17 protein-coding genes are annotated in these 26797 nt (G+C 72.9%); 2 read left to right on the forward strand and 15 right to left on the reverse strand.

Annotation, left to right across the window (positions count from 1 at the left end):
- Positions 1–173: 173 nt before the first annotated feature.
- The 3 genes from proB to galE form a co-directional block, all read right to left on the reverse strand.
- Positions 174–1301, reverse strand: a complete 1128-nt coding sequence (gene proB / locus ACFZCF_RS03765; protein ID WP_391284394.1) for a glutamate 5-kinase — start codon at positions 1299–1301, stop codon at positions 174–176.
- 259 nt (positions 1302–1560) lie between these two features.
- Positions 1561–2073, reverse strand: a complete 513-nt coding sequence (locus tag ACFZCF_RS03770; protein WP_388440858.1) for a GtrA family protein — start codon at positions 2071–2073, stop codon at positions 1561–1563.
- A gap of 212 nt (positions 2074–2285) precedes the next feature.
- Positions 2286–3272, reverse strand: coding sequence for a UDP-glucose 4-epimerase GalE (gene galE / locus ACFZCF_RS03775; protein WP_391284397.1), 987 nt, complete (start codon positions 3270–3272; stop codon positions 2286–2288).
- Between the two features lie 215 nt (positions 3273–3487).
- Here galE and ACFZCF_RS03780 point away from each other — a divergent pair, with 215 nt between their 5' ends.
- Positions 3488–5221 (forward strand): stealth family protein, encoded by a 1734-nt coding sequence (locus ACFZCF_RS03780; RefSeq protein ID WP_388440864.1) that lies wholly within the window; start codon positions 3488–3490, stop codon positions 5219–5221.
- 166 nt (positions 5222–5387) lie between these two features.
- Here the strand turns inward: ACFZCF_RS03780 and ACFZCF_RS03785 are convergent, their stop codons facing one another.
- Together ACFZCF_RS03785 and ACFZCF_RS03790 are read right to left on the reverse strand one after the other, a co-directional pair.
- Positions 5388–8207: a stealth conserved region 3 domain-containing protein gene (locus tag ACFZCF_RS03785; protein WP_388440867.1), complete on the reverse strand. Its 2820-nt coding sequence runs from the start codon at positions 8205–8207 to the stop codon at positions 5388–5390.
- A complete protein-coding gene (locus ACFZCF_RS03790) occupies positions 8204–9232 on the reverse strand; it encodes a hypothetical protein (RefSeq protein WP_388440870.1) in 1029 nt (342 codons plus the stop codon). Before ACFZCF_RS03790 ends, ACFZCF_RS03785 begins: the two co-directional genes overlap by 4 nt.
- A gap of 195 nt (positions 9233–9427) precedes the next feature.
- Here ACFZCF_RS03790 and ACFZCF_RS03795 point away from each other — a divergent pair, with 195 nt between their 5' ends.
- Positions 9428–11602: a PIG-L family deacetylase gene (locus ACFZCF_RS03795; protein ID WP_388440874.1), complete on the forward strand. Its 2175-nt coding sequence runs from the start codon at positions 9428–9430 to the stop codon at positions 11600–11602.
- A 58-nt stretch (positions 11603–11660) separates the two neighbouring features.
- On the opposite strand, the gene obgE is transcribed toward ACFZCF_RS03795, so the two are convergent.
- The 10 genes from obgE to mrdA form a co-directional block, all read right to left on the reverse strand.
- Entirely contained in the window at positions 11661–13100 is a 1440-nt protein-coding gene (gene obgE / locus ACFZCF_RS03800; RefSeq protein WP_388440877.1) for a GTPase ObgE, read from the reverse strand.
- Between the two features lie 109 nt (positions 13101–13209).
- Entirely contained in the window at positions 13210–13464 is a 255-nt protein-coding gene (rpmA, locus tag ACFZCF_RS03805) for a 50S ribosomal protein L27 (RefSeq protein ID WP_030494090.1), read from the reverse strand.
- Positions 13465–13478: 14 nt separating this feature from the next.
- Positions 13479–13799, reverse strand: coding sequence for a 50S ribosomal protein L21 (gene rplU / locus ACFZCF_RS03810; RefSeq protein ID WP_030494089.1), 321 nt, complete (start codon positions 13797–13799; stop codon positions 13479–13481).
- A 256-nt stretch (positions 13800–14055) separates the two neighbouring features.
- Positions 14056–17862 carry an Rne/Rng family ribonuclease gene (locus tag ACFZCF_RS03815; RefSeq protein WP_391284402.1) on the reverse strand — a complete coding sequence of 1269 codons (3807 nt, stop codon included), beginning with the start codon at positions 17860–17862 and terminating at the stop codon, positions 14056–14058.
- Between the two features lie 233 nt (positions 17863–18095).
- Complete coding sequence (locus tag ACFZCF_RS03820; RefSeq protein ID WP_388440885.1) at positions 18096–18887, reverse strand: TIGR03936 family radical SAM-associated protein; 792 nt, start codon at positions 18885–18887, stop codon at positions 18096–18098.
- A 243-nt stretch (positions 18888–19130) separates the two neighbouring features.
- Positions 19131–19754: a hypothetical protein gene (locus ACFZCF_RS03825; protein WP_391284404.1), complete on the reverse strand. Its 624-nt coding sequence runs from the start codon at positions 19752–19754 to the stop codon at positions 19131–19133.
- 76 nt (positions 19755–19830) lie between these two features.
- A complete protein-coding gene (locus tag ACFZCF_RS03830; RefSeq protein ID WP_388440891.1) occupies positions 19831–21759 on the reverse strand; it encodes a TIGR03960 family B12-binding radical SAM protein in 1929 nt (642 codons plus the stop codon).
- Positions 21760–21810: 51 nt separating this feature from the next.
- Positions 21811–23334: a CHAD domain-containing protein gene (locus ACFZCF_RS03835; protein WP_391284406.1), complete on the reverse strand. Its 1524-nt coding sequence runs from the start codon at positions 23332–23334 to the stop codon at positions 21811–21813.
- A gap of 56 nt (positions 23335–23390) precedes the next feature.
- On the reverse strand, positions 23391–24590 hold the full coding sequence (rodA, locus tag ACFZCF_RS03840; protein WP_388440898.1) for a rod shape-determining protein RodA: 1200 nt from the start codon (positions 24588–24590) through the stop codon (positions 23391–23393).
- A 4-nt stretch (positions 24591–24594) separates the two neighbouring features.
- Complete coding sequence (gene mrdA, locus ACFZCF_RS03845; RefSeq protein WP_391284409.1) at positions 24595–26787, reverse strand: penicillin-binding protein 2; 2193 nt, start codon at positions 26785–26787, stop codon at positions 24595–24597.
- Positions 26788–26797: the final 10 nt, after the last annotated feature.

The raw sequence follows: 26797 nt of genomic DNA on the forward strand, positions 1-26797 counted from the left end.
GCCGTTTCGGCGGCGCCTTCGCAAGGGCTTCCGGACCCGTTTCCGGCCGGATGTCCGTTCGGTCCTGGCGGGATCCCGTCCGGGTGCCGTCCGGTTCCGGTGCGGTGCCGGGTCCGGTTCCGGCCAGGGCCGGGCCTGGTGGAGCCCGGCGGCGACCCCGTGAGGGACCGGCCTCAGCCCAGGACGACGAGGTCGTCGCGGTGGACGACCTCGCGCTCGTACTCGGGGCCGAGCTCCCTGGCGAGTTCGTGCGTGGAACGGCCCAGCATCCGGGGGAGCTCCTTGGCGTCGAAGTTGACGAGGCCGCGGGCGACGGGCTGGCCGGCGCCGTCGCGGAGCTCGACCGGGTCTCCGGCGACGAAGTCGCCCTCGACGGTCGCGATGCCCGCGGCGAGCAGCGACTTCTTGCCCTCGACGACGGCCCGGACGGCTCCGTCGTCGAGCCCGAGGGAGCCCTGCGGGGTGGAGGCGTGGGCGAGCCAGAGGAGCCGGTCGGCGGAGCGGCGGCCGGTCCGCCGGAAGCAGGTGCCGGTGTCGCGGCCGGCGAGGGCGTCGGCGGCGCGGCTGGCGGAGGTGAGGACGACGGGGATGCCGGCGGCGGCGGCGATCCGGGCGGCCTCCACCTTGGTGACCATGCCGCCGGTGCCGACGCCCGCCTTGCCCGCGGAGCCGATCTCGACGTGCGCGATGTCCTGCGGGCCCGCCACCTCGGCGATCCGGGAGGTGCCGGGCTTGGCCGGGTCGCCGTCGTAGAGGCCGTCGACGTCGGAGAGGAGGACGAGGAGGTCGGCGCGGACGAGGTGGGCGACGAGGGCGGCGAGCCGGTCGTTGTCGCCGAAGCGGATCTCGTCGGTGGCGACGGTGTCGTTCTCGTTGACGACCGGCAGCGCGCCCATGGCGAGGAGCTGGTCGAGGGTGCGGTAGGCGTTGCGGTAGTGCGCGCGGCGGCTGGTGTCGTCGGTGGTGAGCAGCACCTGGCCGACGCGGACGCCGTAGCGCGCGAAGGAGGCGGTGTACCGGGCGACGAGGAGGCCCTGGCCGACGCTGGCGGCGGCCTGCTGGCGCGCCAGGTCCTTGGGCCGGCGGGTGAGGCCGAGCGGGGCGAGGCCCGCCGCGATGGCACCGGAGGAGACCAGGACGATCTCCTTCTCGCCGCCGCTGCGGACCTTGGCGAGGACGTCGACGAGGGCGTCGACCCGGTCCGCGTCGAGGCCGCCCGCGGCGGTGGTGAGGGAGGAGGAGCCGACCTTGACGACGATCCGGCGCGCCTCGGTGACGAAGGGACGCACGACGGACGACACGGCCTCCTGACCGGCGACCTGCGTGGCCTGAGACGAGGAGGCCGAAGACTGCGCGGCCGAAGACGCCGAGGCCGGCGACTGGGCGGCCGAACTCCGCGGGTCCGGAGACCGCGGATCGGTGGACTGCGGGTTCGGGCTCTGCGGGGTCACGTCCTGTCGGTTCACGTCCTGCTGCCCCGCCGCCATATCCGTCGCCACCTGCGCCGTCCTCACTCGCTGTCCTGGCGCCGTGCGCTCCGGCACGGTCGCGAGGGGCAATCTACGCGAGCCGGGACGGCTGCCGCTCCTCCGTTTCGTCCTCCGGACCGGAGCCGTCCGGGCCGTGTCCCTCCGAACGGGAGCCGTCCGGGCCGTGTCCCTCCGAACGGGAGCCGGCCGGGTCGCGTGCCTCCGGACCGGGGGTCCGGCTGACGAGGATGCGGCGGGAGATCACGTACGTGAAGGGGATGGCGACGACGGCGGCCACGAGTGGCGCGATCCTGTCGTCCATTCCGGCCCAGGTGACGAGCGCATACAGGCCGGCGCTCTGCACCACGTAGTTGGTGACGTTGGTGAGGGGGAAGAGGGCGAACTTCTTCCAGGTGGGACGGGTGCGGTAGGTGAAGTACGTGTTGAGGAAGAAGGAGCCCACCATGCTGAGCAGGAAGGCGAGGGTGTACGCGGCGAAGTACGGCATCCAGGGGTGGAGCAGCAGGTAGCAGCCGAAGAAGGTGCCGGTGTTGATCCCGCCCACCACGCCGAAGCGGATGATCTGGCCGAGCTGGTCTCGCATGGGGCCCATCAGATCGCCGTGAGATGAACGGGGCGTGCCCGCCGGGCGACGCCCGCACGACGAACGGCCCCCTCGGGCGAGGGAGCCGCTCCGGAAGGGCCCCGGGAGGACCGCTCCCGGGGTGGGGCCGCTCCCGGGGTGGGCCCCTCCCCCGGCGGGGTCCTGAACAGCGGCGCCGCGGCCTGTCCTAGACAGCGACGCCGCAGCGTGTCCTACACGGCGGCGCCGCGGCGGGCGGTCCAGCCGGCCCAGGCCGATTCGATCATGTCGCGGACGTCGTGCCGCGCCTTCCAGCCCAGCTCGGCGGCGATGCGGCCGGCGGAGGCGACGACGCGGGCCGGGTCGCCGGGGCGGCGCGGGGTGACGACGGGCTCGGTGGCGTGTCCGGTGATCTCGTTGATCAGCGCGACCATCTCGGTCACGGAGACGCCCTCGCCGCGGCCGAGGTTGACGGTGAGGTCGCGGGGCTCACCGGCGTCGGCCCACTCGGCGAGCTTGCGGGCGGCCGCCAGGTGGGCGTCCGCGACGTCCTCGACGTGGATGTAGTCGCGGACGCAGGTGCCGTCCGGGGTGCCGTAGTCGTCGCCGAAGATCCGGGGCGCCTCACCGGCGTCGAGCCGCTCGAAGACCATCGGCACCAGGTTGAAGACGCCGGTGTCGGCGAGCTCCGGGGCGGCCGCGCCCGCCACGTTGAAGTACCGCAGGCAGGCGGTGGCGATGCCGTGCGCCTTGCCGGTGGCGCGGACCAGCCACTCGCCGGCGAGCTTGGTCTCGCCGTACGGGTTGATCGGCAGGCAGGGGGTCTCCTCGGTGACGAGGTCGACGTCCGGCATGCCGTACACGGAGGCGGAGGAGGAGAAGAGGAAGCTGCGCACGCCCGCGGCGGCGACCGCCTCCAGGAGGACGGTGAGCCCGAAGACGTTCTCGCGGTAGTAGTGCAGCGGCAGCTCGACGGACTCGCCGACCTGCTTCTTCCCGGCGAGGTGCACGACGCCCGTGACGCGGTGCTCGGCCAACATCCGGTCCAGCAGCTCGCGGTCCAGGACGGAACCGACCACCAGCGGCACGTCCTCGGGAAGCCGGTGCGCGTACCCCGTGGAGAGGTCGTCCAGGACCACGACCCGCTCGCCCGCCGCCGTCAGCGCCCGGACCACGTGCGCACCGATGTAACCGGCACCGCCGGTGATCAGAAAGGTCATGCCCCGCCACGCCCCTTGTCCGCCGCTGTCGCTGTCGCTGTCCGTCACTGTCCGCCGCGGCCGGCCCTGCCCGCCGCGCGGTGCCCACGCACCGGCACCCACCGTACCGACTGAGCCGGGCGACCGGGTCCCACCGCTCCGGAGGGGCCCCGGGCCACGCGTCATACTGGATGAGTTCATCCTTCCGTCCGGTCCCGTTCAAGGAGTCGACCGCAGTGCGAAATCCCGAGGCACCCAGGCTGCTTGGGGTCTACCGCCGAGCCGTACCGGAACGCGTGAGGCGGGCCATCGTTTCGCAGGTCGACGCCGACATGCGCCGCAAGGTGAAGATGCGCCTCGCCAGTGGCACCGCCGCCGCCGAGCGGCGGCGCGGCGACCGTCTCGCCAAGCGTTACGGGGCGTACACCACCGGCGCGGACCGCGCCGTGATCACGGTGGGCAAGGAGCCGAAGGTGGCGCTCGTCACCGACGGCATCACCCCGCTCCGCGCCCGCCGGGCCAATCTGGAGACCGTCCTCGCGGCCCTCGCCGCCGCCGGCGTCGAGCACTTCGCCGTCCGCGGCCAGTCGGACACCGCCTCCGCCGTGGCCGTCCGCGCCGAGGACCGCGCCACCGTCCTCGCCGCCCTGGCCGAGGCCTGCAGGACGCTGCCCGGCTATGTGGCGCCGCTCGGCGCCGCCGGCCCGACCACCCGCGGTTCCGAGCCCGGCTTCGAGCCGGCGACCTGGCAGCGGCTGGGCAGCTCCCCCGTCCTGCGCCTCACCTGGTACCACACGGACCCGACGCACCAGCTGACGCTCGGCGACACCTACGGCTGCGACGTCGAGTTCTGGACGCTGGAGGAGGGCGAGCTGACCGCGCCCCGCGCCGGCCGGATCGCCTCGGTGCTGCCGCCGTCCGGGGAGATCGTCCCGGTCCCGGAGCCGTACTTCACCAGCCTCGCGCCCCGGGCGACCGAGGGCGCCCCGGTCGTCCCCGCCCGCGCGGAGACGGCCGTCGTCCCGACCGACGAGGTCACCTTCCCGATCGACGTCGTCTACACCTGGGTGGACGGCGCGGATCCGGCCTGGCTGCGGCAGCGCGCCGCGTTCTCCGGCGAGGGCTACCACGCGGAGGCGGCGAACGCCGCCCGTTACCTGAGCCGCGACGAGCTCCGCTACTCGCTGCGCTCCCTCCACCTGTACGCCCCCTGGGTGCGGAACATCTACCTGGTGACCGCCGACCAGGTCCCGGAGTGGCTGGACACCGACCGGCCGGGCATCGAGGTCGTGTCCCACAAGGACGTCTTCCGCTCCCCCGATCTGCTGCCGACCTTCAACTCCCACGCGATCGAGTCGCAGCTGCACCACATCGAGGGGCTCTCGGAGCACTTCCTCTACTTCAACGACGACGTGATGCTCGGGAACGAGGTGACGCCCGGCGACTTCTTCCACGCCAACGGCATCACCAAGTTCTTCCCCTCGCCCGCCCTCGTGCCGCTGGGTGAGCGGACCGTCGACGACCCGCCGGTGGCCGCCGCCGGCAAGAACAACCGCCGCCTGATCCAGGAGCGGTACGGCGCGGTGCTCGTCCAGAAGATGAAGCACATGCCGCATGCGCTGAGCCGGACCGTGCTGACGGAGATCGAGACGGAGTTCGCCGCCGAGTACCGCCACACGGAGGCGAGCCGGTTCCGCAGCATCGACGACATCTCCATCGCGTCCTCGCTGCACCACTACTACGCCTTCCACACCGGCCGCGCGGTTCCCTCCCAACTGCCGTACTCCTACCTGGACCTGACCCACCCGTGGACCGAGACCCGGCTCGGCCGGCTCCTCGCCGCCCGGGACAAGACGGTCTTCTGCGTCAACGACACGGTGTCCACGGAGCAGGAGGTGGGCGAGCAGAAGGACCTGATCACCCCCTTCCTGGAGGCGTACTTCCCGGTCCCGAGCCCGTACGAGAAGTAGCCCGGCGGCACGAGCACGACGGCAGGAGCACGACAGCGCGAGAGAGGGGCGCCCGGACCGGAAGGTCCGGGCGCCCCTCTCTCATGGGTCGACGCCCGCAAGCCCGACGCCCGCGAGCCCCAGGGCCCGCAAGCCCGCGGCCCGCGAGCCCGTGGCCCCGTGGGCGTCAGTCGCGCTCGTACGGGGAGCGGACCGGGAAGTACGCCTCCAGGAACGCCCGCAGCACGCGGTCCCGCTCGTCCAGCGGGACCTCGGCCTCGGCGGACTCGCCGATGCAGATGACGTCCCGGTGGCGGGCGGCGAGGAGCCGGCTGAGCGCCACGTGGTGCTTGTAGTCGCCGATGTTGATGTACGCGGCGGAGATGCCGCCCGGCGCGCCCTTCGCCGTCAGGTAGGCGAAGTGGTGGTGGAGCGACGAGGTGATCGACAGGTCGGTCCGGCCGCGGAACGGCGTGGCCGCCGTGAGGGAGGTCTGCTCGGGCCAGCGCTCGGCGATCGCCTCCAGGACGCTGCGGCGCAGCGGGTGCGGCGTGTGGAGGAAGCCGTGCGTGGCGACCCGGCCGAACTCCTCTTCCAGGAGGGCCTGGTTGTTCTTGGCGGCGACGAAGTAGCCCTCGGTCTCCTCGGTGACCTCGCCCGGCGGGACGGCCGTCGGCGAGCGGAAGAAGAGCGAGTTGCCGTTCGACTGGAAGAACTTGCTCGGAGCCAGCGGGCGCGCGAAGAAGACGTCGTCGTTGACGTAGAGGAAGTGCTCGGAGAGCCCCTCGATGCGGTGCAGCTGCGACTCGATCGCGTGCGAGTTGAAGGTCGGCAGCCAGGACGGGTCGGCGAAGATCTCGCGGTGGCTGACCACCTGGATGTCCGGGTGCTCGGTGTTCAGCCACGACGGCACCTGGTCGTCCGTCACCAGGAAGACCTTGCGGATCCAGGGAGCGTGGGTGGCGAGCGAGCGCAGCGAGTAGCGCAGCTCGTCGCGGTTGCGGAAGCGGACGTCACCGGACTGGGCGTCGTCGGTGGCGAGTCCGGCGGCCTGCCGGGCGGCGTCGCGCTTCGCGCGCCAGGCCGGGTCCGTGTCGTCGACCCAGGTGTAGACGGCGTCGATCGGGAAGTCGACGTCCCACATCAGGCGCTTGGTCAGGACTTCGAGGGTCGGGTACTCGCGGTCGCCGACGGCGATCCGGGCGGTGCCGTCGAGCGAGGGCAGGCGCGGGCCGACCAGGGTGGTGCCGCGGGGGGCGGTGAACCAGTGCGGCTCCACCTCCTCCTGGGGCCAGAACTCGACGCTGCAGCCGTAGACCGGTCCGTACCGCAGGATGCGGCTGTCGCTGACGATCGGCTTGAAGACCCGTACGGCCGCGGCCTCGGGGGCGGACGCCAGCGTCTCCGCGAGACGGGCGCCGGGCGCGGCCGTCCTCGGCGCGACGAGCTCGGCGTACACGGGCTTGCCGTGCAGTTCGGTGCCGAGGGCGCGCAGCGCCCGCTCGCGGTCGGTGATGTCGACGGCGAGGCGGTGGCTGACGGTGGACGGGTCGTGCAGCAGGACGTAGGGGACGTCGTGGCGTTCGAGGGCCTCGGCGGTGATCTCCAGGTTGATCTGCCCGATGCGCCAGGCCGGGATGTCGTCCCGGACCTCGGCGAGGCGGCCGGCGGAGCGCACCAGGTTCTTGCGGTCCTGGGCCTGGAGGATGACCTCCCGCGCCTTCTGCTCGTCGGCGGAGGGCGCGAGCTTGCTGATCGGCGCGGCGACGGCGAAGCTCTTGCTCCCTCCGGCGGCGACGCGGCGGGCCGTCCGGTCGGCGCGGGCCGCGGCGCGGACCGGCTCGGGCTCGGCGCGGAGCGCAGTGAACAGCTCGTCCCACTGGGCGGTGATGACCTCGGGCGCGAAGCGCTCGCGGGCTCCCTCGCGGGCGGCGGCGCCGTAGGCGGCGCGCAGCTCGTCGTCGCCCATGAGCCGGGCCAGCGCCGCGCCCAGCGAGGCGACGTCGTCGGCGGGGACGAGCAGGCCGTCCACCTCGTGGCGGACGATCTGCGACGGGCCGGTCAGGGCGTCGTACGCGACGACGGGGACGCCGGCCGTGAAGGCCTCCAGCATGACCAGGCCGAAGGACTCGACGCGGGAGGGCATCAGGCAGATCGCGGCCTTCGCCCACTCCTCGGCCATCTGCTGGCTGCGGCCGACGAGCTCGATCCGGTCGTGCATGCCGAGGCTCTCGACGAGACGGCGCAGGTTGACCAGCTGGGGGCCGTCGCCGAAGAGGCGCAGCCGCCAGTCCGGGAACTCGTCGGAGAGCTCGGCGAAGGCCTGGACCGCGTGGTCGAGCTGCTTCTCCGGCACCATGCGGCCGGCCACGACGATGGTCTTGCTGCCGAGGTCGGAGCGCGGCCGGTAGCCGTCGGGCATCGCGTTCGGGATGGTGGCGAGGCGGGGCGCGGAGGCACCCAGGGACTCGGCGAACCAGTCGGTGGTGAGCTCGGTGAGCGAGACGAGGGCGTCGAGCCGCGGGGCGTGCGTCAGCAGCGGTTCGCCGGTGGCGCCGCGCAGCTGGGAGACGCGGTGCTCTTGGTGGACGGTGGCCACCGAGGAGGGGACGAGCTTCACGGCCGCGGCCATGAGGGCCGGCGTGGTCGTCACCAGGACGTCGGTGTCGAGGCCCGACAGGGCGGCCGTCATCTCGATGTCGGAGAGCCGGTCGAAGGTGGGCTCCCAGGAGGCCTCGATGAGCTCGCTGGGCAGCTTGGCGAGGGCCGCGCACTCCTCCGGGGTGAGGGAGGTCTCGCGGACCGGGCGCGGGGCGCGGCCCGTGCGGTCCACGAGGTAGCGGATGGGCAGGGCCTTCGCCTCCGGCAGGAAGGGCTCCTCGGCGGTCTTGAAGACGCTGAGGATCTCGACCTCGTGGCGCGGCATCAGCTGGGCGGCCTGGGTGTAGGCAGCCATCTCGGTGCCGCCCATCGCATCGCCCCAGGTGAGCAGGATGGTGATCTTCATGCGACTTCCTCTGCGCCGTCGGGGGCGCCTTCGAACGCGACGCAGGAAACGGCGAGCGCTCCGGCCGACGTGATGTAGGCATGCGCTCGGAGGAGCGTGCCGTCTTCCAGGGCGATGATCCTGAACGTGGTGCGGATCACCTGATGGCGCCGCCTCACGTCCGTGAGCCTGCGGCCGATCTTGAGGCCGGTGCGCCCGTGCGCGAGCTGCATGTCCCAGCGGTACGAGCGGCCGCCCGCCACCATCTCGGCCAGCGGCACGTCGAAGGTGAACGAGTCGCCGTCCCACTCCAGGGGGGCCTCGACCACCGTACCGCCGCCGCGCCGGACGGCCTGGGCCGTGTAGGCGGAGGTCGGGCCCTGGCGGGCGATGATCCTGCCGTGGACCACGATGCGGTCCCAGCGGAGGTCGAACCGGTCGAGCTCCGCCTGGTGCACGGGGGCACGGACCTTCAGGACGGCGAAGCCGTCGACGGAGCGCATGATCCGGAAGTGGGCGCCGCTGTCGGGCGAGGGCGAGACGGGGGCGGTCGGGCCGTCCGCGGCGGGGAGCGCCACGGCGCCGACACCGGCGCGCACCTCCCGGCCGTCGGCACCGGTGAGCACCACGCCGATGCGCCAGAGGCCGCCGAAGAGGGCGAGGCCGGCGCGGCCGGGGCCGTGCTCGGCGGGGGTGTCGGGGAGGTCGCTCCGGTCCGTGTACCGCAGGGCGGTGGTGGCGGTGAGGAGGCGGGTGCCGTCGCTCTGCGGCTCCACGGCGAGGTCGAGCCTCAGGTGGCGTCCGCCCCGCGCGAACTCCAGGTGGGCGGCGGTGACGTCGACGGCCGGAGGGGCGAGGAGGGCGACGTTCAGGGTGCGTCCGCCGAGGACGGAGAAGTGGACGGCCTTCAGGGCGGGGCGGGGCCGGAGGCCGCTCGCGAAGGCGGGGGCGGTCTGCAGGCGCTCGACCCTGCGGCGCATCCGGACGGCGACCCGGCGGGCTCGGTTGGCGGCACCCACCGCATAGGGCAGCAGTGAGTCACTCACGACGAATCCCGCGCTTCCACTCTGGACTGACAGTCAGCGCCACATAGTGTCAAGGGGGCAGAAGCCTTGGCAAGTCACGCCTCGGCGAGCGGCACGTGACCGCAATCACGTCCCCGGATGAACCCTGGATGGCGTTTTCCCCCTCTCTCTCAAGGGATCCTTGCTAGTCGAACACATAGGAAGCAACGGGGAGAAATGGGACGCTGGAGTTCGTTCGCCGACGCCGCGCTGTCTCGGCGCACGCTGCTGGCCTCGACCGCCGCCGCCACGGTGGCAGGAGTCGTCAGCGGCTGCGGGGAGACGAAGGCGTCCCCCGTGCACATCCCGGCCCAGGCCGACGGCCGGGCCGCCGGCCGCACGACGGTCAGCCGACTCGCCGCCACGGACGCGCGGGACGGGTTCGCCACGGCCGGCGCGCCCGCCGTGGTGCAGATCGTGGCGCACCCCGACGACGACCTGTTCTTCATGAACCCCGACGTCGTCCAGAACATCACCGCGGGCATACCCGTGACGTCCGTGTACATCACGGACGGCGGCTCGTTCGGGGTGAACACGATCCCGGGCCGGCCCGACCCGGAGCCGAACATACCCGCGTACATATCGTCCCGTCAGCAGGGACTGCGCCAGGCCTACGCGCTGATGCTCGGCGCCCAGCTCTTCACTCCGTGGCAGCGCTCCGTCCTCGCCCTGCCGGGCGGCCGCACCGCCGAGGTCAACCGGCTCGAGTACGGCGGCCGGACGGCCGAACTGATCTTCCTGAACCTGCGGATGCACGCCAAGAACGGCACGAGGACCGTCAACCTGACCCGGCTGTGGAGCACCCCGGGCGTGACGCTTCCCACCCAGTCGGCGCCGGAGTCGCCGGTGCGGCAGTCGTACACGTACACCCGCAAGGACCTCGTGGAGACGCTCGTCTTCCTGCTCTCCCGGCGCAAGCCCACCCTGGTCCGCACCCTCGACCCGGACCCGGACACCCAGGTCCACGACGAGCGGCACCCGCGCGGCAGCGACCAGCACGGCTTCTCCGACCACCCCGACCACACCGCCGCCGCGCTGTTCGCCTGGCGCGCGCTGGCCGAGTGGGGCTCGCGGACCGGGCGCGGCACGCTGGCGCCCGTCTTCCAGACGGAGGCGTTCCGCGGGTACTACAACCAGCGCTGGCCGAAGAACCTGCCGGCGTCGACGGTCGCCCTGAAGGCCCTTTACCTCAACGCGTACGGCGGCGAGCCCTCCTGGCAGTGCGGGAACGCGTCCGGCTGCGGCGACTACGCCTTCGGGCAGGACTCGGTCCTCAAGTCCATGAAGGGCTGGGCGCGCTCCACCCACCGCCGCTACCCGAACGCCGGTCCCAAGGCGGTCGCCGGGACCGACGGCGCGCTGACCGTGTACGGCGTCCTCGGCACCCGGCTCGCGCGCTGGACCGGGGACGTCTCCGGCCGGCAGAGCCCGCCGGAGGACCTCGGCGGCGGTCCGCTCGCCCCCTCCATATCCGTGGTGCGGCTGCCCGACGGCAGGGACCTGATCTTCGCCCTGCGCTTCTCCTCCCTGGAGGGGACCGCGGGGAAGAACCTGCGCGAGATAGTGATGCTGCGGCAGCGGCGGGCCGGGGGCGAGTTCGAAAGCTCCTGGGTACGCCTCGGCTCCCCCGAGAGCAGGCCGTGGCGGACCCGGCTGACCGGGCCCCCGACGGCGGTGCTCGGTTCCGACGGACGGGTCCACCTCTTCGCCAGGAACGGCGCCAAGGGCGTCAGCACCCGGGTGCTGCGGAAGGACGGCACGTGGACCCCCTGGACGGCGCTGCCCACCGGGCGCGTCCAGGAGGGGCTGACGGCGACGGTCGACGGGCGCGGGCTCGTCCACCTCTTCGCCACCTCCGCCACCTGGGTCGAGCACTGGAGCCAGCGCACCCCCTCCGGCGATCTGCTCAAGGGCACCCGGCGCCTGGCCCACCAGCCCGGTGACGTCCCCGACGCGATCACCGCCCCGGACGGCTCGGTGCTCCTCGGCTACCGGAGCGTCGCCAGCGACGAGGTCGTCATCGAGCGGCTGCCCGCGGGGCGGGCCAGGCGGTGGTCGACCGTGGCCAAGCCGAGGATGGGCGGCTTCGGCCGGGTCAGCCTCGTCGACGGCCGCACGGCCGCCTCGGGCGGCGGGGTCCTGGCCGTCCCCTCGGGCGCGCGGGAGGGGCTGGTGTACGACATCACCAGCGGCGGCCGCACCTCGCAGGTGGGGACCGGCACCCGCTCGCTCACGGTCGGCACCCCGGCGACCCTCACCGTCGGCGCCGCCCCCGGCACCCCGGTCTCCGTCACCCTGGGCCTCGACGGCCTCCCCCACATCACCCGCCTCCGCGACATCCGCGCCGGCTGACCGCACACACGCGAGAACCCCCGCCCGGCCGAGCCGAGCGGGGGTTCTCGCGTCTGTCCTAGAAGGGGTCGAACTCGTCGTACTCGCGGTCCGAGTCGTCGTGCTCCGCCTGCCGGTCGCGGCGGCGCTGGGCGGCCGGGCGGGGGGAGTCCAAGCGGTGGTCCTCGCCTCGGCGGCCGAGCATCTCGGCACCGGCCATGAGGGTGGGCTCCCAGTCGAAGACGACCGCGTTCTCCTCGGAGCCGATGGCGACGCCGTCGCCGGCGCGGGCACCCGCCTTCATCAGCGCCTCCTCGACGCCGAGGCGGTTGAGGCGGTCGGCGAGGTAGCCGACGGCCTCGTCGTTGTTGAAGTCGGTCTGGCGGACCCAGCGTTCGGGCTTCTCGCCGCGCACGCGGTAGACGTCCTCGGCCTCGTCGTAGGTGACGGTGAAGCCGGCGTCGTCGACCGCCTTCGGGCGGATGACGATGCGGGTCGCCTCCTCCACCGGCTTCGCGGCGCGGGCCTGCGCGACGATCTCGGCGAGGGCGAAGGACAGCTCCTTCAGGCCGGTGCGGGCGACCGCGGAGACCTCGAAGACGCGGTAGCCACGCTCCTCCAGGTCCGGGCGGATCATGTCCGCGAGGTCCTGGCCGTCCGGGATGTCGATCTTGTTGAGGACGACGAGGCGCGGACGGTCGTCGAGGCCGCCGTACTGCTTCAGCTCCTCCTCGATGGTGTCGAGGTCGCTGACCGGGTCGCGGTCGGACTCCAGCGTCGCCGTGTCGAGGACGTGGACGAGGACCGAGCAGCGCTCGACGTGGCGCAGGAACTCCAGGCCGAGGCCGCGGCCCTGGCTGGCGCCGGGGATGAGGCCGGGGACGTCGGCGATGGTGTAGACGGTCGAGCCGGCCGTCACCACGCCGAGGTTCGGGACCAGCGTCGTGAAGGGGTAGTCCGCGATCTTCGGCTTGGCGGCCGAGAGGACGGAGATCAGCGAGGACTTGCCGGCGCTGGGGTAGCCGACGAGCGCCACGTCGGCGACGGTCTTCAGCTCCAGGACGATGTCGTCGAGGTCGCCGGGCTCGCCGAGCAGCGCGAAGCCGGGGGCCTTGCGGCGCGCCGAGGACAGCGCCGCGTTGCCGAGGCCGCCGCGGCCGCCCTGCGCGGCGACGTACGTCGTGCCGTGGCCGACGAGGTCCGCGAGGACGTTCCCCTTCTTGTCGAGGACGACGGTGCCGTCGGGCACGTACAGGACGAGGTCCTGGCCGTCCTTGCCCGCGCGGTTGCCGCCCTCGCCGGGCTTGCCGTTGGTGGCCTTGCGGTGCGGCGAGTGGTGGTACTCGAGCAGCGTGGTGACGGACTGGTCGACGACCAGGATGACGTCTCCGCCGCGACCGCCGTTGCCGCCGTCGGGGCCACCGAGCGGCTTGAACTTCTCGCGATGGACGGAGGCGCAGCCGTGGCCCCCGTTACCCGCGGCGACGTGCAGCTCGACGCGGTCCACGAAGGTGGTCATGGTTCTGTGCCTCCAGAAAGCTATGTACGGGATTGTCTATCTAGTAACACGCGAAAGGCGGACCCGCTTCCCTGCCGGGAAGTGAGGTCCGCCTCCGCAAAGCGTCCGATCAGGCGACCGGGACGATGTTCACGACCTTGCGGCCACGGAAGGTGCCGAACTGCACCGAACCGGCCTGCAGGGCGAACAGCGTGTCGTCGCCACCGCGACCGACACCCGAGCCCGGGTGGAAGTGGGTGCCGCGCTGGCGGACCAGGATCTCACCGGCGTTGACGACCTGACCGCCGAAGCGCTTCACGCCGAGCCGCTGGGCGTTGGAGTCGCGACCGTTCCGGGTGGACGATGCGCCCTTCTTGTGTGCCATTGCTCAGTCCCTCTTTACTTCGCGGCCGTCGGGATGGACGTGACCTTGATCGCCGTGTACTGCTGACGGTGACCCTGGCGACGGCGGTAGCCGGTCTTGTTCTTGTAGCGCAGGATGTCGATCTTGGCGCCCTTGGTGTGGTCCACGACCTCGGCCTGGACCTTGATGCCCGCCAGGACCCACGGGTCGCTGGTCACGGCGTCGCCGTCGACGACGAGCAGGGTCGAGAGCTCGACCGTGTCGCCGGGCTTGGCGGTGGAAATCTTGTCAACCTCAACGATGTCGCCGACAGCAACCTTGTGCTGGCGACCACCGCTGCGCACGATGGCGTACACGCGGATCTCTCTCTCACTCGGTAATGGGGACCTCTGACGCCAGCCGCCCACGCGCGGGCCTGGGCCCACGGCGATCCGGATCGGACGAGCGGCCTCTCCCGACGAGCGGGAGGGGGGTGCTCAGAGGCGCGGCGCGTCATAGACACGCCGACGGTCTAGGTTACGGGCGGCTGGCACAGAGGGTCAAATTCGCCCGTGCGGGTGCGGACCGTCCCGGTGGGCCCCCTTCCGAGGGCCCACCGGGACGGCTCCGGCGTCAGTCCTGGGCCGGGGCCGCGGTCTTCTTGGCCGGGGCCTTCTTGGCCACGGTCTTCTTCGCCACCGTCTTCTTGGCCGCCGTCTTCTTCGTGGCGGCCTTCTTGGCCGTGGCCTTCTTCGCGGTCTTCCGGGCGGCCTTCTTGGCCGCCGGGGCGGCCTCGGTCTCCTCGGAGGGCGACTCGCCGGCCTGCTCGGCGGCCGGTTCGGCGTCGACAGCGGGGGCCTCGGCCGGGGCGGCCGTGGCCACCACGATCTCGGCGGCCTCGGCGCCGGCGGGGGCGCCCGCCGGGGCGGTGGCCTTGCGGACCACCCGGCGGCGGGCCCGCGGCGCGGCGGCCGCGGGGGCCTCCTCGGCGACGGGCTCGGCGACCGGCTCCGCGGCCGGGGCGGCCTCCACGGCGGGCTCCGGGGCCGCTGCGGCCTCCGGCTCCGGGGCCGCGACGACGGTCTCGGCCTCGGCGGCGGGTGCCTCGGAGGTCGAGACGACCGGCGAGGTCACCCGGCGGGTGGCCCGGCGGCGGGTACGCGGCGCGGGCGCCGCCTCCACGGTCTCCTGCGCGACCGGCTCGGCCGCCGGGGCCTCGGCGGCCGGGGCGGGCTCGGCGATCGGCGTCGGGGCCGGAGCCGGGGTCGCCGGCGCCGTCACCTTGCGCGTGGCACGGCGGCGGCCGCGGCCGCGGGTGGCGGCGGCCTCGGCCTCGGCGACGGAGCCGTACAGCTCCTCGTCCGGGGCGATCGGGACCGGCACGGCCACCGGAGCGGCCAGCTCGGCCGCGACCTCGGCCGCGGTCTCGGCCTCCGCCGGAACCTCGGCCTCGTGCGCCTCGTGCGCCTCGTGGGTGTGCTCGTGCGCGTGCTCGTCCCCGCCGCGGCCGCGCTTCTTCGCGCGCTTGCCGCCACCGCCGCCACCGTGGGTGGCCGGCTGCTCCATGTGGACGATGACGCCGCGGCCGTTGCAGTGGACGCAGGTCTCGGAGAAGGACTCCAGGAGGCCCTGGCCGACCCGCTTGCGGGTCATCTGCACCAGGCCGAGCGAGGTGACCTCGGCCACCTGGTGCTTGGTCCGGTCGCGGCCCAGGCACTCCAGGAGGCGGCGGAGCACCAGGTCGCGGTTGGACTCCAGGACCATGTCGATGAAGTCGATGACGACGATGCCGCCGAGGTCGCGCAGCCGCAGCTGGCGCACGATCTCCTCGGCCGCCTCCAGGTTGTTCCTGGTGACGGTCTCCTCCAGGTTGCCGCCCTGGCCGGTGAACTTGCCGGTGTTGACGTCGACGACGATCATCGCCTCCGTCTTGTCGATCACCAGCGAGCCGCCGGACGGCAGCCAGACCTTCCGGTCGAGCGCCTTCATCAGCTGCTCGTCGATCCGGTAGGTGGCGAAGACGTCGACCTCGCTGGTCCACCGCTGGAGGCGGTCGGCCAGGTCGGGCGCGACGTGCGAGACGTAGCCGTGGATGGTCTCCCAGGCCTCGTCACCGCTCACGATGACCTTCGAGAAGTCCTCGTTGAAGATGTCGCGGACGACCCGGACGGTCATGTCCGGCTCGCCGTAGAGCAGGCTCGGCGCGGAGGTCGAGATCTGGCTCGCCTTCTTCTGGATGTCGGCCCACTGCGCCTGCAGGCGCTCGACGTCGCGGCGCAGCTCGTCCTCGCTCGCGCCCTCGGCGGCGGTGCGCACGATGACGCCCGCGTCCTCGGGGACGATCTTCTTGAGGATGGTCTTCAGCCGGGCGCGCTCGGTGTCCGGGAGCTTGCGGCTGATGCCGGTCATCGAGCCCTCGGGGACGTACACGAGGTAGCGGCCCGGGAGGGAGACCTGGCTGGTGAGGCGGGCGCCCTTGTGGCCGATCGGGTCCTTGGTGACCTGCACCAGGACCGACTGGCCGGACTTGAGGGCGGACTCGATGCGGCGCGGGCCGTGGCCCATGCCGAGCGCCTCGAAGTTCACCTCGCCGGCGTACAGGACGGCGTTGCGGCCCTTGCCGATGTCGACGAAGGCGGCCTCCATCGACGGCAGCACGTTCTGGACCTTGCCCAGGTAGACGTTGCCGACGTACGAGGTGGCCTGCTCCTTGTTGACGTAGTGCTCGACGAGCACGTTGTCTTCCAGGACGCCGATCTGGGTGCGCTCGCCGTTCTGGCGGACGACCATGACGCGCTCGACGGCCTCGCGGCGGGCGAGGAACTCGGCCTCGGTGATGATCGGGACGCGGCGGCGGCCCTGCTCGCGGCCCTCGCGACGGCGCTGCTTCTTGGCCTCCAGGCGGGTGGAGCCCTTGATGGACTGCACCTCGTCGGACGGCTCGGCCTTCTCGCGGGCCGGGCGGGGCTCGCGGACCTTGACGACCGTGCGGACGCCGTCCTCCTCGGTCGCCTCGGCCTCGCCGGCGGCGTCACCGCTGCGGCGGCGACGGCGGCGACGGCGACGGGAGCTGGCGGAGCCGTGGAAGCCGGACTCGTCCTCCTCCTCGGCCTCCTCGTCCTCGTCGGTGGTCTCGGCGTGGAGCTCGTCGGCGTCCTCGGTCTCCTCGGACTCCTCCGCCTCGGCGGACTCGCCGCGGCGACGGCGGCGGCCACCACGACGGCGGCGGCGGGAGGGGCGGTCGCCGTACTCGTCGGCGTCCTCCGCCTCGTCCGCCTCGTCCGCCTCGGTCTCGTCGGCGACGTGCTCGACCTCGGGCTCGTCGGCGACGGTCGCGGGGACGGGCTCCACGGCGACGGGCTCGCCGCGACGGCGACGGCGGCGGCGCGAGCCGGTCTCGGCGCGCTCGGCGGGCTCGACGGCCTCGACCGTCTCGACGACGGTCTCCTCCGGCTCCTCCTCCTCGGCCTCGGTGGCGACGGCGGCGGCGAACGCGGCGGTCTCCGGCGTCTGGAACATGGGCTCGGAGAAGACCGGGGCCTGGAAGACGGCGACGGCCGGGCGCTCGACGCGGCGGCGGCGCGGGGCCTCCTCGGCCGTGACCGGCTCGGAGGTGAACTGGGGGGTGCTGACCCGGCGGCGGCCGCGGCCCCGGGTGGCGGCGGTCTCGGCGGCGGCGACGTCGGCACCGTGGGAGGCGATCTCCTCGACGGTGTCGGCGGGCAGGGACTCGCCGGAGGTGGGCGCGGCGAGCTCGGCCGCGACGTCCGGGGTGACCGCGGTCTCGGGTGCGGCGGCGCGGCGGGTGGCACGGCGGCGGGTGCGGGCCGGCGGGGCGGCCTCGACGGCCGGCTCCGCCTGCTCGGCGGCCGGCGCATCGGCGGCGGCCTCGGGCTCGGCGGTCTCCTCGGCCTCGGCCGGGGCGGTGGAGGTCACGGGCGCGGTGGCCTTGCGGGTGGCACGGCGGCGGGTGCGGGCCGGAGCGGCCTCGGCGACCGGCTCGGCGGCCGGGGCTTCGGCGGCGGGCTCCTCCGCGGCGGCCTCCTCGGCCGGGGCGGTGGAGGTCACCGGCGCGGTGGCCTTGCGGGTGGCACGGCGGCGGGTGCGGGCCGGAGCGGCCTCCGGCTCGGCAGCGGGGGCCTCGGTGGCCGGGGCCTCGGTGGCGGCCGGCGCGGCGGCGGGCGCCTCGGCGGCGGTCTCCTCGGCGACCGGCGCGGGCGCGGCCGTCTTGCGGGTGGCGCGGCGGCGGGTGCGGGCCGGAGCGGCCTCCGGCTCGGCGGCGGGGACCGGGGCGGTCTCCACGGCCTCGGTGGCCTCGGCGGTCTCGCCGGCGGCCGTCACCGGCGGGCCGGCGGGCCGAGAAGCGGCGCGGCGCCGGCGGCGCGGCGGCAGCTTGTCACCGGGGGCGTTGTCGTTGGTCTCGTTGGTCTCTTCGAGCATGCGGGCGGTTCTCCCGTCACGCTCCCGGGCGCCGCGTCGGATTCCGGTGGGCGGCACGGACGCGCGTCGTGCGCGGTGCCGCCGTCCGGGGCGCGGGCGCCGCACGGGAGCTGAATGTCTGGCTCGCCGGTTCCGTACGCCCGATTGCGTACGGCCTGGCGAAAGTCTCCTGGTCAGTGCGCTGCCCGACCCAGGTGGCTCCCGAGTGCCAGGGCTGCGCTCGACTCCGTCCCCTACGCGGGGCCTGCCTCCGGCGCCGTCGCCGGGGCGGTCGCGGCGGCCGTGGTTGCTGCGGCCGTGACTGCCTCGCGGTCGGGCGCGAGCGGGTCGGTCACCGTGCCGGACTCCTCGTCGAAGAGCCCCTGCGCCAGCCTGGTCACCGCTGCGGGGACCGGCGGCGCCAGGTCGGCCACAGCTCGGAGACCGGACAGGACGTCGTCGGGTCGCACGGCGGGTGTCACGTGCCGAACGACCAGCCGCAGTATCGCACAGGCATCGTCGGCGGGCCTATCACCCTGGGGATCACCCTGGGGACGGTCCGCGACGAGCTCGGCGACGGCGGAGCGGGTGTCGAAGGTGCGGATGCCGTTCTTGGTCTTGCGCTGAACCTCCACCGTCTCGGCCGCGAGGAAGGCCTCCACGGCCTTCCGCGCGTCGTCGACGGTGACGCCATCGAGCCGGAGCTCCCACACGGAGGCGGTGAGCCGGTCGGCGAGGCCCGAGGTGCGGGCCTCCACGGCGTCGGTGATGTCGAGGCCGGCCGGGAGGGACTCGTCGAGCAGGACCCGCAGGGTCTCGGGGTCGCGTCGCTCGGTGAGGGCGATCTCCAGGAACTCGGCCTCGGAGCCCGTACCCGTGGGGGCGGCGTTGGCGTACGACACCTTGGGGTGCGGGGTGAATCCGGCCGAGTACGCCATGGGCACCTCGGCGCGTCGCAGGGCGCGCTCGAAGGCGCGCTGGAAGTCGCGGTGGCTGGTGAACCGGAGGCGGCCGCGCTTGGTGTAGCGCAGACGGATGCGCTGCACCGCCGGTGCGGGCGGCGGGCCTTCGGGCTGTCGCTTGCCCAGTGGTTCTTCTCCTCGGTGCGGGGCGGGCGCGGGTGGCGCTCCGCCCGGAAGCTCTCGGGGCGTCCCGTGGGCTCCTGCCCGGACCACCCCCGCTCGATGCGGGGAGATCTCGGGGGCGGGGGCCGCGCCGGGGACGTTCTCTGTACTACCCAGAGTACGCGCCCGGGCCACCTCGGGTTCCCCGGCGGGGTCGGCGGCGGTTCAGCGGACGCCGCCGAAGAGCGCCGTCCGCGCCTCGCGGGCGGCGGCGCGCACGGCCCGGGCGGCGGCGGCGACGGGCTCCCCGACGTAGCGGCGCAGCCCGTGGCCGACGGGGGTGAGGACCGTCCGGTACACCCGGGCGAGGGGCCGGACGATCGCGTACCGGAGGGCCCGGCCGACGGCCCGGGAGATGCCGCCCGCGACCCGCCACGCCCAGGAGAGGACGGCGCCGACGACGCGGCAGGCGGGGCCGAGGGCGTGCCTCCAGAGCCACCTGAGCGGGGTGACGAGCAGCAGGTCGACGAGCCACCACAGGGCCCTGCCGACGGGGACGAGGACCCACTCCCACAGCCACCGGAGGGGGACGACGAGAAGGAGGTGGAGCAGCCACCCCACCGCTCGGCCGATCGGGGCGAGGACCCACTCCGACAGCCACTGGAGGGGGACGACCAGAAGGAGGTGGAGCAGCCACCCCACCGCTCGGCCGATCGGGGCGAGGACCCGGCGCCGGAGCTGCCGGCCGCACCAGGCGAGGGCGTCCCACAGCAGCCGGAAGGGCAGGACGACCACGAGGGCGACGGCGCGCGCCACTCCCGTGAGGCAGCCCGGATTTTCCGTGTTCATGCCCGGATGGACGACGACGGCCCGGCGGAGGGTTTCCCCTCCGCCGGGCCGTCACCAAGGCGTTACCGGTACCGGGCTACTTCACCACGGTCAGCGGCAGCAGCTTCTTGCCGGTCGGGCCGATCTGGATGTGGGTGTCCATCTGCGGGCAGACGCCGCAGTCGAAGCACGGGGTCCAGCGGCAGTCCTCGACCTCGGTCTCGTCGAGGGCGTCCTGCCAGTCCTCCCACAGCCAGTCCTTGTCGAGGCCGGAGTCCAGGTGGTCCCAGGGCAGGACCTCCTCGTAGGAGCGCTCGCGGGTGGTGTACCAGGCGACGTCCACGCCGTACTCGGGGAGGGTCTTCTCCGCGCACTCCATCCAGCGGTCGTACGAGAAGTGCTCGCGCCAGCCGTCGAAACGGCCGCCGTCCTCGTAGACCGCGCGGATGACGGCGCCGACGCGGCGGTCGCCGCGGGAGAGCAGGCCCTCGACGATGCCGGGCTTGCCGTCGTGGTAGCGGAAGCCGATCGAGCGGCCGTACTTCTTGTCGCCGCGGATCTTGTCGCGGAGCTTGAGGAGGCGGGCGTCCGTCTCCTCGGCCGACAGCTGCGGGGCCCACTGGAAGGGGGTGTGCGGCTTGGGGACGAAGCCGCCGATGGAGACGGTGCAGCGGATGTCGTTCTGGCCGGAGACCTCGCGCCCCTTGGCGATGACGTTGATCGCCATGTCGGCGATCTGGAGGACGTCCTCGTCGGTCTCGGTCGGCAGGCCGCACATGAAGTACAGCTTCACCTGACGCCAGCCGTTGCCGTACGCGGTGGCGACGGTCCGGATCAGGTCCTCCTCCGAGACCATCTTGTTGATGACCTTGCGCATGCGCTCGGAGCCGCCCTCGGGGGCGAAGGTGAGGCCCGAGCGGCGGCCGTTGCGGGTCAGCTCGTTGGCCAGGTCGACGTTGAAGGCGTCGACACGGGTCGAGGGGAGGGACAGGCCAACCTTGTCCTCGGTGTAGCGGTCCGCGAGGCCCTTCGCGATCTCACCGATCTCGGTGTGGTCGGCGGAGGAGAGCGAGAGGAGGCCGACCTCCTCGAAGCCCGTCGCCTTGAGGCCCTTCTCGACCATCTCGCCGATGCCGGTGATGCTTCGCTCCCGCACGGGGCGCGTGATCATGCCGGCCTGGCAGAAGCGGCAGCCGCGGGTGCAGCCGCGGAAGATCTCGACGGACATGCGCTCGTGGACGGTCTCCGCGAGCGGGACGAGGGGCTGCTTGGGGTACGGCCACTCGTCGAGGTCCATGACGGTGTGCTTGGAGACGCGCCACGGCACGCCCGAGCGGTTGGGGACGACGCGGCCGATGCGGCCGTCCGGCAGGTACTCGACGTCGTAGAACGCCGGGATGTAGACCGAGCCGGTCTTCGCGAGGCGGAGGAGGACCTCCTCGCGGCCGCCCGGCCGCCCCTCGGCCTTCCACCCGCGGATGATCTCGGTCATGTCGAGGACGGCCTGCTCGCCGTCGCCGATGATCGCCGCGTCGATGAAGTCCGCGATCGGCTCGGGGTTGAAGGCCGCGTGGCCGCCGGCGAGCACGATGGGGTGGTCGACCGTCCGGTCCTTGGACTCCAGCGGGATGCCCGCCAGGTCGAGGGCCGTGAGCATGTTGGTGTAGCCCAGCTCGGTGGAGAAGGACAGGCCGAACACGTCGAAGGCGCCGACGGGACGGTGGCTGTCGACCGTGAACTGCGGCACCTTGTGCTCGCGCATCAGCTCTTCGAGGTCCGGCCACACGCTGTAGGTGCGCTCGGCGAGGACGCCCTCGCGCTCGTTCAGCACCTCGTAGAGGATCATGACGCCCTGGTTGGGCAGGCCGACCTCGTACGCGTCCGGGTACATGAGCGCCCAGCGGACGTCGCACTCGTCCCAGACCTTGACGGTGGAGTTCAGCTCTCCACCGACGTACTGGATCGGCTTCTGCACGTGCGGGAGCAGAGCTTCGAGCTGCGGGAAGACAGACTCGGCAGCAGACATCTCGAACCTTCGTGAGCTGGCAGGGGGCGACTCTCAAGCGTACCCCCGCGCTCAGCGGCTCAGCGCCGCGCGGAGATCCGGGGCCGCGGCCCGCTCCCAGACGTCCGGCAGTCGCCGCTCCGCGGTCGCCGCGGCCGCCTCCTGCCTGGCGTACAGGACGCCCCAGGTGAAGGAGGGTTCGCCGGCCTCCTCCGCCTCGGCGGCGAGGTCGCGCAGGGCGCCCCGGGCGACGACGGCGTCCTGGTGGTCGCCGAGGAGACTCTGGACGGACTTCATCCTCCTGGAGAACTTCTTCGCGGGCTTGCCGAGGGTCGGTACGGCGGCGTCGGCGGCGTACCGGACCCGTTTGGCGGCCTTGCGGGCCTCGTGGAGGGCGAGGTCCCGGTCGTGGCCGGGGGCGAGGTCGAGGGCGGGGCCGATCCGGTCGGCGAGCCGCCGGTAGTCGCGCCGGATCGCCTTCGGCAGCACCTTCGCGGCCTTCTTCCGGGCGGCCGGCTTCAGCGGCGGGTCGGCGAGGAGCCGGTCGAGGGCGTCGAGGAGGGCGAGGTGGCGGGGCGAGTCGAGGGCGTCGAGGACGCGGCTGCGGGTGCCGGTGGAGCGGCTCCGGTCCCAGGCGCGCAGCCGGCCGCGGACCGGGCCGTGGATCCGTTCGCGGTCGAGCCCGTCGAGGGCCTCGGCGAGGCGGGCGGCGAGGACCTCCTGGTCGCGGGCGTGGCCGAGCTCGCCGGCGAGCCACTTCAGCTCGGCGCCGATCGGGTCGGTGACGTCCCGGTCGAGGACCTGGCGGTAGGTCTTGAAGGCGCTGCGCAGCCGCCGACAGGCGACCCGGAGCTGGTGGACGGCGTCGGGCAGGTCGCGGCGGACGGCGGGGTCGAAGCGGACGAGGGCGTCGATCTGCTCCCGTACGTACGCGAGGACCGCGGCGCGCGCGGTGCCGTCGCCGTCCGTCTCGGCCGGGTGCCGGGGCTCGGGGGCGAGGCCGGTCTCGTCGAGGGCGCGGGCCAGCTTGGAGGGGCTGTCCGAGGGGTGGATGCCGGCCTTCCGGAGGCGTTTCCCGACGGCGTCGAGGAGCGCCGGGTCGGCGTCGTCCGCGAGCTCGACCTCGATCTCGGTCCAGGCGGCCGTCCCGTCGCCGGCGAGGAGGCGGTCGGCGCGGACGGTGTCGACGGAGACCTCGGCCAGGATCGTGCCGTCCTCGCCCCTGAGGTGCCGCACGTCGCGGGAGGAGCGGAGGCGGACGACGGGGACGACTCCGGCGTGCCGGACGCGGGAGCGCAGGAGCCCCGCCAGGGAGTCCGGGAGCGTCTCCGTGAGCGGGGCCCTGACCTCGTCGCGGACACCGGCGGCGACCGGGAACTTGAGGTGCCAGCCGGCGTCGGCGCCGCCGGTGCGGCGCCGGAGGGTGAGGGAGTCGGCGGCGAGCCGGAGGTCGGCCGTGTCGTAGTAGACGGCGTCGAGTTCCGTGACGCCCTCGGCCGTCACGGACGCGACCCCGGTCGCCCGGGTGAGGTCCGGCAGCCGGGTGTCCGCGGTGGCTTCGTACTTCCGCTCGATCTCGCGCTTGGTCTCCGCCATAGGGGGAATCTAACCGCCGGGCGGCGCGGTATGCGTCGGTTCCGGCGGTCGGGGCGTCAGGCGGTCATGGGTCGTTGCACCCGGATCGACTGGAGGAGCCCGACGGCGATCCATACGGCGAACATGGAGGATCCGCCGTAGGAGACGAAGGGCAGCGGGAGGCCGGCGACCGGCATGATGCCGAGGTTCATGCCGATGTTCTCGAAGGACTGGAAGGCGAGCCAGGCGATGATGCCGGCGGCGACGATGGTGCCGTACAGCTCGGTGGTCTCGCGGGCGATCCGGCAGGCCCGCCACAGGACGACGCCGAGGAGCAGCAGGATGAAGCCGGAGCCGACGAAGCCCAGTTCCTCGCCGGCGACGGTGAAGACGAAGTCGGTCTGCTGTTCGGGGACGAACTGGCCGCTGGTCTGGTGGCCGTTGAAGAGGCCGGCGCCGTACAGGCCGCCGGAGCCGATGGCGATGCGGGCCTGGTTGGTGTTGTAGCCGACGCCGGACGGGTCGAGCTCGGGGTTGGCGAAGGCGGCGAAGCGGTTGATCTGGTACTCGTCGAGCATGCCGAGGGTGGTGACGAGGACCGCGCCGGCGACGCCGGAGCCGATGAGGCCGAGCACCCAGCGGTTGGAGGCGCCGGAGGCGAGCAGCACGCCGAGCACGATCACGATCATCACCATGACCGAGCCGAGGTCCGGCATGAGCATGATGATGCCCATGGGGAGGGCCGCGAAGACCAGGGACTTGGCGACGGTGCCGTGGTCCGGGTGGAGCTGGTCGCCCGCGTCCACCTTCGAGGCCAGCAGCATCGCCATCACCAGGATGATCGTGATCTTCACGAACTCGCTGGGCTGGAGCGAGAAGCCGCCGCCGATCACGATCCACGCGTGCGCGCCGTTGATGGTGGCGCCGAGCGGGGTGAGGACGGCGAGGATCAGCACGATCGACAGGCCGTAGAGGACCGGGACGGCCCCGCGCAGGGTGCGGTGGCCGAGCCAGACCGTGCCGATCATCAGCGCCACGCCGATGCCGGTGTTGAGCAGGTGCCGGAAGAGGAAGTAGTACGGGTCCCCGTTGTTCAGCTCGGTACGGCCCCGGGTCGCCGACCAGACCAGCAGCGAGCCGATCAGGGAGAGCGCCAGGGCCGACAGCAGGATCGGCCAGTCGAGCCGGCGCAGCACCGAGTCGCGGGCGGTCAGCCGGGCGACCGCGCCCCGCTCGGGGGCGTACCGGGAGACGGAGAAGGTGCTCCGCGTCGTCATCGGGTCAGTCCCTCCTGTTGGCGGGCGTGCCCGCGAGCGGCGGCGGCGCGGCGCCGTTCTGCTTCGTCGGGTCGACCAGCTGGGACTTGGGGTCGTACGCCTTGATCGTCGGGGCGTCGATGGTGCCGTCGGCGTTGACCTTCGGCAGCGTCTTCTGCGGCTTGGGCAGCAGCGCGCGCTTGAGGTCCTGGTTGCCCGCGTCGTCGAGGCCGTAGAGGGCGTCGTAGATGTTGCGGACGGCGGGGCCGGAGGCGCCGGAGCCGGTGCCGCCCTGGGAGATGGTCATGACGATGGTGAAGTCGTCGGTGTAGGTGGCGAGCCAGGAGGTGGTCTGCTTGCCGTAGACCTGGGCGGTGCCGGTCTTGGCGCGCATCGGGATCTTGTCCTGCGGCCAGCCGCCGAAGCGCCAGGCGGCGGTGCCACCGGGTTCGACGACCGAGCGCAGGCCCTTGTCGAGGTCGCGGATGGTCTTGGCGCCGACCGGCAGCCTGCCGTGGGCCTTGGGCTCGATCTCGCGGACCCGCTTGCCGTCGGGGCTGATGATCGCCTTGCCGACGGAGGGGTCGTAGAGGGTGCCGCCGTTGCTGATGGCCGCGTAGATGGTGGCCATCTGGATGGGGGTGACGAGGACGTCGCCCTGACCGATGGCGAAGTTGATGCTGTCGTAGGCCTTCAGCTGGTTGCCTTCGAGGCAGTTCTCGTAGGCGATCTGCTCGACGTAGCTGCCGCCCTTCTTGCCCTGCTTGCACCAGGCGTCCTTGTTGGCCTCCCAGAACGCCTGCTTCCACTGGCGGTCCGGGATGCGGCCCTTGACCTCGTTGGGCAGGTCGATGCCGGTCTCCGAGCCGAGGCCGAAGTCGCGGGCGGTCACGTAGAACCAGTCCTTGGCGTCCTTGTTCGCCGTGATGCCGCCGTCCTTCTGCCACTCCTTGTGGCCGAGGGCGTAGAAGACGGTGTTGCACGAGAACTTGAGGGCGTCGCCGAGGGTGATGGGGCCGTGCCCCTGGGACTCGAAGTTGGCGAAGCTGCGGCTGCCGAGGCTGTAGGAGGCGCTGCAGTTGTACTTGTCGTCGAAGTCGTAGCCGGCCCGGACGGCGGCGCTCGCGGAGATCACCTTGAAGATGGAGCCGGCCGGGGCCTGGCCCTGGATGCCGCGGTTGAGCAGCGGGTAGTTGGACTTCTTGCTGGTGAGGGCGGCGTAGTCGGTGGCGGAGATGCCGCCGATCCAGACGTTGGGGTCGTAGTCCGGCTGGGAGGCCATGGCGACGACCCGGCCGGTCTTGGTCTCCATGACGACGACGGCGCCGGAGTCGGCCTCGTACTTGCGTCCGGTGATCTTGTCGGTCTCGCCGCGGACCGTCTTCATCGCCTGCGCGAGCTCGTACTCGGCGACGGCCTGCACGCGGGCGTCGATGCTGGTGACGAGGGTGGAACCGGCCACGCCGGGGTCGGACCTGGTCTGGCCCATGACGCGCCCGAGGTTGTCGACCTCGTACCGGGTCACGCCGGCCTTGCCGCGCAGCTCCTTGTCGTAGGTGCGCTCGATGCCGGAGCGGCCGACCTGGTCGGAGCGGAGGAACGGGGAGTCGGTGTCCTTGGCCTTGGTGATCTCGTCGTCGGTGACCGGCGAGAGGTAGCCGAGCACCTGGGCGGTGCGGGCCTTGCCGGGGGCCGGGTAGCGGCGGACGGCGGTGAGCTCGGCGGTGATGCCGGGGAAGTCCTCGGTGCTCTCGCGGATGGTGAGCGCCTGCTGGACGGTGGCCTCGTCGGTGACCGGGATCGGCTGGTAGGGCGAGCCGTTCCAGCAGGGCTTGGGCGTCTTGGAGTCGCAGAGCCGGATCTTGTTGGCGACATCCTCGGGCTTCATGTTCAGGACGCCGGCGAGCCGGGTGAGGACGGCTTTGCCGTCGTCCTTCATCTTCATCAGCTCGGTGCGCGAGGCGGAGACCACGAGCCGGGTCTCGTTGTCGGCGAGCGGGACGCCGCGGGCGTCGAGGATGGAGCCGCGGACGGCGGGGGTGACGACCTGCTGGATGTTGTTGCTCTTGGCCTCGTCGGCGTACTCCTTGCCGTTGCGGATCTGGAGGTACCAGAGCCGGCCGCCCAGGGTGAGCAGCAGCGAGAAGACGAGGACCTGGATGACGACGAGCCGGGTCTGGACCCGGGGGGTCCTTCCGGTCTCGGGGATGTTGCTCATGCTGCCGTTG

The organism is Streptomyces sp. NPDC007945, assembly GCF_042958885.1.
GTDB lineage: Bacteria > Actinomycetota > Actinomycetes > Streptomycetales > Streptomycetaceae > Streptomyces.

Coding starts and splice junctions, on each gene's coding strand:
- ACFZCF_RS03770 (WP_388440858.1), bottom strand. CDS start 2,073: ATGCGAGACCAGCTCGGCCAGATCATCCGCTTCGGCGTGGTGGGCGGG.
- rodA (WP_388440898.1), bottom strand. CDS start 24,590: ATGACGACGCGGAGCACCTTCTCCGTCTCCCGGTACGCCCCCGAGCGG.
- ACFZCF_RS03825 (WP_391284404.1), bottom strand. CDS start 19,754: ATGAACACGGAAAATCCGGGCTGCCTCACGGGAGTGGCGCGCGCCGTC.
- mrdA (WP_391284409.1), bottom strand. CDS start 26,787: ATGAGCAACATCCCCGAGACCGGAAGGACCCCCCGGGTCCAGACCCGG.
- ACFZCF_RS03835 (WP_391284406.1), bottom strand. CDS start 23,334: ATGGCGGAGACCAAGCGCGAGATCGAGCGGAAGTACGAAGCCACCGCG.
- ACFZCF_RS03815 (WP_391284402.1), bottom strand. CDS start 17,862: ATGCTCGAAGAGACCAACGAGACCAACGACAACGCCCCCGGTGACAAG.
- obgE (WP_388440877.1), bottom strand. CDS start 13,100: ATGACCACCTTCGTGGACCGCGTCGAGCTGCACGTCGCCGCGGGTAAC.
- ACFZCF_RS03795 (WP_388440874.1), top strand. CDS start 9,428: ATGGGACGCTGGAGTTCGTTCGCCGACGCCGCGCTGTCTCGGCGCACG.
- galE (WP_391284397.1), bottom strand. CDS start 3,272: ATGACCTTTCTGATCACCGGCGGTGCCGGTTACATCGGTGCGCACGTG.
- ACFZCF_RS03830 (WP_388440891.1), bottom strand. CDS start 21,759: ATGTCTGCTGCCGAGTCTGTCTTCCCGCAGCTCGAAGCTCTGCTCCCG.
- ACFZCF_RS03785 (WP_388440867.1), bottom strand. CDS start 8,207: ATGAAGATCACCATCCTGCTCACCTGGGGCGATGCGATGGGCGGCACC.
- rpmA (WP_030494090.1), bottom strand. CDS start 13,464: ATGGCACACAAGAAGGGCGCATCGTCCACCCGGAACGGTCGCGACTCC.